This is a genomic window from Planomonospora algeriensis, assembly GCF_977012225.1.
In genome coordinates, this window is the sequence record NZ_CDRNDK010000405.1 from 1 (window position 1) to 5,676 (window position 5,676).

Genomic DNA, 5,676 nt, shown 5'->3' on the forward strand with positions numbered 1-5,676 from the left:
GGCCGGCCGGTCCATCGACCACGGTGGCCAACACCGGTCCAGTACCTCTAGCGGCGCATCCGGTGGACGCGGCGCCGCCGGGCGCCGCTCCACCGATCGCCACCGCGGCGGCGCGGCTCCCCATGCCGGGGCCGCGCCGCCGACGTTCCCGCCCTGTCCTGCGGTCCGGTGCGCCCCGCGCGCCCGTTCTCCGGTCCGGAGCGCACCGCCCCTCTCGCCTGGAAGCGGGAGGCGATCACCGGATCGCGGCGCCACGCGGTGGTCTATGGTGGCGCGTAGCCCGCTCCGACCTGATTGGCCTGCCTTGCGATCGTCTTTCTCCACCCGGCTCGTCGAGATCGACCTGCTGCGGTTCGCGGCCGCCGCGTCCGTCCTGGCCTTCCACTTCGTGGAGATGAAGGCATGGGGTGAGGTCAGGTTCGAGGGACTGAGGAAGGTCAGCACCTTCGGGGTGTACGGCGTGCAGCTGTTCTTCATGATCAGCGGGTTCGTGATCCTGATGAGCGCGTGGGGGCGCACCCCGGGCGAGTTCGCCGTCTCACGGGTGGCCAGGCTCTACCCGGTCTACTGGCTCAGCGTGGGCGTGCTCGGAGCGCTGGCGCTGACCGGCGTGTACGGGCCCGGGCTCGAGCCCTGGGAGATCCTCGCCAACCTGACGATGGTGCAGCAGGGTCTCGGCGTCCCCGATCTGGGAGCGGTCTACTGGACGCTCTGGGCGGAGCTGCGCTTCTACCTCCTCGTCGGCGTGTTCGCCCTGGTGGGCATCACCTACCGGCGCTGCGTGATCTTCATGGCCGGCTGGCTGTTCCTGGCGCTCACCGCGACGGCGGCCAAGAGCGCGCTGCTGGAGTTCCTGTTCATGCCCTGGTGCGCGCCCTATTTCATCGCGGGGATGGCGCTCTACCTCATCCACCGGTCGGGTTCGTCGGCCGTCCCGTGGGCGTTCGTGGCCGTGTCGTGGGTGCTCGCCGTGGTGCGGGCGGTCACCCAGGGCGGGGCCAGGGTGCGGGAGTACCTCGGCGAGACAGCCGGGCCGTACCTCATCATCGGCGTGCTGACACTGGTCTTCGCCGTCATGGGGCTGGCGGCCACGGGACGCCTGTCCTGGCTGCGGCGCCGCCCCGGCCTGGTCGCGCTCGGCGCGCTCACCTACCCCCTCTACCTCCTGCACCTGCCCGTCGGCGCCCTGGTCATCGAGCCCCTCGGCGCCGCCCTGCCGAAATGGGCGGCGCTGGCCGCGGCCGCCCTCGCCGCGCTCCTGGTCGCCTACGGGGTGAGCCGCTGGCTGGAGCCGCCGGCGATGCGCGCCCTGCGCCGGGCACTGGCCTCCTCGCTCGACGCGATCCGCCGGCAGGACGGGCCCGCCGCCGGAGGGACGGCGGGACCCGCCGGGACGCCGTCCCCGACGATGGTGAACGTCCCGGTGCCTCTCCCGCCCGGGATTTCACATCCGTCACACAAGTGATATCCCTCCACAGGGAACCCAGCTGATCGATGCCCCGTCAAAGGGGCGTGTGTGAACATTCCGGACCGGTCGTCCGTTGACCGGCGAGTCGACCGGCGAGGGGTCCCGCGGGGCGGACCGGGGAAGCGGCCGCCTCGCCGAGCTGGACCTCCTGCGTTTCGTCGCCGGCCTGGCGGTGCTGGCCTTCCACTACTTCATCGCGTTCCGCTCGGTCTGGGGCGAGGTGCCCGCCGAGCTCTTCCCGGCGATCTCGACGGTCTCCGGGCTCGGCATCCTCGGCGTCGAGCTGTTCTTCATGATCAGCGGGTTCGTCATCCTGATGAGCATCTGGGGCCGGGGACTCGGCGCGTTCGCGCTCTCCCGCCTCGTGCGGCTCTACCCGGCCTACTGGGTCAGCGTCGGCGCCACCGCCGCGCTGTACGGCCTGACCGCCGCCAAGGCCCTGGACCCCAAGCTGAGCCTGGGGGAGTACCTGACGAACCTGACCATGCTCCAGCGCCTGTTCGAGGTCCAGGACGCCAACGGCGTCTACTGGTCGCTCTGGGTCGAGCTCCGCTTCTACCTGCTCATCTCCGTGCTGGTGGTCTTCGGGGCGACGCTGGGCCGCTGCCTGGTCTTCATGGGCGTCTGGCTGCTGGCGGCGGGGTACTTCGCCGGCAGTGAGGAGTACTGGGTCGAGCTGCTGGTGATGCCCAAGTACGCGGCCTACTTCGTCGGCGGCATGTCCTTCTACCTGATGACGAGGTACGGCCCCCGGCTGGTCCTGTGGTGCACGGCCGGGATCAGCGCCGGGCTGGCGGTCAGCGCGGCGCTGGACCGGGTGGCCGGGCGGGTCGAGCTGGTCGGCTACGCCGCCATGCCCGTCCCGGAGTGGGCCGTCGTCGCGACCGTGATCGCCTTCTACGTGCTCATGGCCATGGTGGCCCTGGGCTGGCTGGGGTGGCTGCGCTGGCGCGGCCTGGTCGTCCTGGGCGCGATCACCTACCCGCTCTACCTGTTCCACGCCACCGCGGCCGTCCTGATCGTCCCCGCGCTGCGCGACACGCTGCCGCCCTGGCTGACCGCCCTCATCACGGTCCTGGCCACGGTGGCCTTCTCCTACGCGGTCTACCGGGTGGCGGAGCGGCCCGTCCAGGAGTTCGTGAAGGCACGCCGCCGGCGCCGCGCCGCCGTCCCGGTCCCCGCCGAGCCCTCGCCGGAGGTCCCGCCGCTGGACCGAAAGGCCTCGGTGCCATAACTGTCCAAGCGCTGGGCATAGTGAAGGGTCTAGGCTCGGGGATATATACGGCGGACAAGACAGCCCCGGATGAACAGAGGGTGCGCATGACGGTACGGCGGGTGATGGGCATCGAGACCGAGTACGGCATCTCCGTGCCCGGACAGCCGGGGGCCAACGCGATGGTGACCTCCTCCCAGGTCGTCAACGCCTACCTGGCCGCCTCGGCGGCGCGGGCGCGGCGGGCGCGGTGGGACTTCGAGGAGGAGAACCCCCTGCGCGACGCGCGGGGCTTCGACCTCGCCAGGGAGGTGGCCGACGCGAGCCAGCTCACCGACGAGGACCTCGGCCTGGCCAACGTGATCCTCACCAACGGGGCGCGGCTGTACGTCGACCACGCCCATCCCGAATACTCCACGCCGGAGTGCACCAACCCCCGGGCCGCGGTGCTCTGGGACAAGGCGGGGGAGCGGGTCATGCACGACGCGGCCTTGCGCGCCTCGGCGATCCCGACCAACGCGCCGATCCAGCTCTACAAGAACAACACCGACAACAAGGGCGCCTCCTACGGCTGCCACGAGAACTACCTGATGCGGCGGGCCACGCCCTTCGCCGACATCGTCAGGCACCTGACGCCCTTCTTCGTCTCCCGGCAGGTGGTCACCGGCGCCGGCCGCGTCGGCATCGGCCAGGACTCGCGCGGCGAGGGCTTCCAGATCAGCCAGCGGGCCGACTTCTTCGAGGTCGAGGTCGGCCTGGAGACCACGCTCAAGCGGCCGATCATCAACACCCGCGACGAGCCGCACGCCGACCCGGAGAAGTACCGCCGCCTGCACGTCATCATCGGCGACGCGAACATGTCGGAGATCTCCACCTACCTGAAGCTGGGCTCCACCGCGCTGATCCTCGCCATGATCGAGGACGGCTACTTCACCCGCGACCTGGCCGTGGAGAACCCCGTCCAGGCGCTGCGCGCGGTCTCCCACGACCCCACGCTGAAGTACGAGATCAAGATGCGCGACGGCCGGAAGCTCACAGCGGTCCAGCTCCAGATGGAATACCTGGAGCTGGCCAGGAAGTACGCCGAGACCCGCAGCGGCAACGGCATGGACGAGCCCACCAAGGACGTCCTGGACCGCTGGGAGTCCGTGCTGACCCGCCTGGCCGAGGACCCGATGCAGCTGTCCGGGGAGCTCGACTGGGTCGCCAAGCTGGAGCTCCTGGAAGGCTACCGGACGCGTGACGGGCTGCCCTGGTCGCACCCGCGCCTGCAGCTCGTCGACCTGCAGTACTCCGACATCCGCCCGGACCGGGGCCTGTACAACCGCCTGGTCGCCCGCGGCCGGATGCGGCGCCTGGTGACCGAGGAGGAGGTGCAGCGCGCCGTCGAGGTGCCGCCCAGCGACACCCGCGCCTACTTCCGCGGCCGCTGCCTGAGCCAGTACAGCGAGGCGGTCGCCGCCGCCTCCTGGGACTCGGTCATCTTCGACATCCCCGGCCGTGAGTCCCTGCAGCGCGTCCCGACCCTGGAGCCGCTGCGCGGCACCAAGGCCCACGTGGGCGAGCTGTTCGACCGCTGCCGCACCGCCGCCGAGCTGGTCACCGCCCTCACCGGCGAGAAGTGAGGACCCGCGTCCGCGCCGGGGCCGCGAGGCCCCGGCGCGGTTCCGCGTACCCGGACGCGAGCGAGGCCATCGCGGAGGACCGTTCCCGCCGGACGGGGCGCGTGATCGTCCGAGATTGACGAGAGGGACGGTCCCGGGATACGTTCCGGGTGTTTTGTGGCGGCGTGAGGGAAATCCGGTGAGATTCCGGTGCGGTCGCGCCACTGTAACCGGCCCTGCGGGGACGGGAGCCAGATCACTCGGCCGCCACCGACCTACGAAAAGGGACGCGCAATCCCTGAAGGAGGTGCCCGTGAGCCAGATCTCGGCTCCGCACACCCAGACCATCCCCGGGCCCATCTCCTGGGCGGCCCTCACCCGCTGGCTGCTCGCCGTACCGGCGCTGCTGCTCCTGGCCTACCTGGTCGCCTTCGACCAGGGCGCGATCTCGCAGGCCGGGGACTACCTGCACGAGCTCATGCACGACGGGCGCCACCTGCTCGGCGTCCCGTGCCACTGAGCCAGAAGTGATCACTCGAATCGTCGTCCGGGGCATGCTCGCCGGGCTGCTCGCCGGACTGCTCGCGGCCGTCTTCGCCTATACCGTGGGCGAGCCGCGCATCGAACAGGCCATCGCGCTGGAGGCCGCCGCCTCCGGCGCTTCCGCCGAGGCCCCCGCGGCGCACTCCCACGACGCCTCCGCCGGGCACTCCCACGGGGAGGACGCCGGCGGGCACTCCCACGGGGAGGACGCCCTCGTCAGCAGGGGCGGGCAGCGGTTCGGGCTGTTCCTCGCCCTGGCCCTGTACGGCCTGGCGGTCGGCGGCCTGTTCGCCCTCGCCTACGCGGCCGTGCGCGGCCGGGCGGGACCCCGCTCGGAACCGGCGCTCGCGGTCGTCCTGGCGGCCGGCGCGTTCGCCGCGGTCGTCCTCGTCCCGTTCCTGAAGTATCCGGCCAACCCGCCCGCCGTCGGCGATCCCGGGACGATCGGCCAGCGCACCACGCTCTACCTGGTCGCCGTGGTCATCGGGATCCTCGCCATCGCCGCGGGCGCCGCCACCCACCGGTACGCCGCCCGCAGCGACCCCTGGCGGCGCTGGCTCGCGGCGGGCGCGGCGACGCTGCTCCCCGTGATCGCCGCCTGGATCCTGCTGCCCGGGACCGACGAGGTGCCCCCGGGATTCCCCGCCGATCTCTTGTGGGACTTCCGGATCGCCTCCCTGGGCACCCAGGCGGTCTTCTGGCTCGGCGTGGGCACCCTGTTCGCCCTCGCCTGCAGCCTCGGCCGCACCGGTGACGCCGTCGCGCGCCCGCGCACCCCGGTGTGACGGGCGGCCCGAAGGCGACCCGGCTGCTGCTGGTCTGCCACGCCTCGACACCGGCGACGGCGC

Annotated in this window: 5 protein-coding genes and 1 riboswitch; all 5 genes read left to right on the plus strand. The window is 71.8% G+C overall.

The features are described 5' to 3' along the window. Positions 1-304: 304 nt before the first annotated feature. The 5 genes from ACWJ6R_RS28735 (at position 305) to ACWJ6R_RS28755 (ending at position 5,613) form a co-directional block, all read left to right on the plus strand. Positions 305-1,465 (plus strand): acyltransferase family protein, encoded by a 1,161-nt coding sequence (locus ACWJ6R_RS28735; protein WP_449065228.1) that lies wholly within the window; start codon positions 305-307, stop codon positions 1,463-1,465. 76 nt (positions 1,466-1,541) lie between these two features. Continuing rightward, complete coding sequence (locus tag ACWJ6R_RS28740; protein ID WP_449065229.1) at positions 1,542-2,702, plus strand: acyltransferase family protein; 1,161 nt, start codon at positions 1,542-1,544, stop codon at positions 2,700-2,702. Between the two features lie 86 nt (positions 2,703-2,788). Next, positions 2,789-4,306, plus strand: a complete 1,518-nt coding sequence (gene dop / locus ACWJ6R_RS28745; RefSeq protein ID WP_449065230.1) for a depupylase/deamidase Dop — start codon at positions 2,789-2,791, stop codon at positions 4,304-4,306. A gap of 111 nt (positions 4,307-4,417) precedes the next feature. Continuing rightward, positions 4,418-4,568: riboswitch (cobalamin riboswitch) on the plus strand. Between the two features lie 30 nt (positions 4,569-4,598). Next, positions 4,599-4,805 carry a CbtB domain-containing protein gene (locus tag ACWJ6R_RS28750; protein WP_449065231.1) on the plus strand — a complete coding sequence of 69 codons (207 nt, stop codon included), beginning with the start codon at positions 4,599-4,601 and terminating at the stop codon, positions 4,803-4,805. Positions 4,806-4,812: 7 nt separating this feature from the next. Next, entirely contained in the window at positions 4,813-5,613 is an 801-nt protein-coding gene (locus ACWJ6R_RS28755) for a CbtA family protein (RefSeq protein ID WP_449065232.1), read from the plus strand. The last annotated feature ends 63 nt before the right edge of the window (positions 5,614-5,676 follow it).

What these genes read in the sequence shown, in the direction of transcription:
- dop (WP_449065230.1), top strand. Translation starts at nt 2,789, where the DNA reads ATGACGGTACGGCGGGTGATGGGCATCGAGACCGAGTACGGCATCTCC.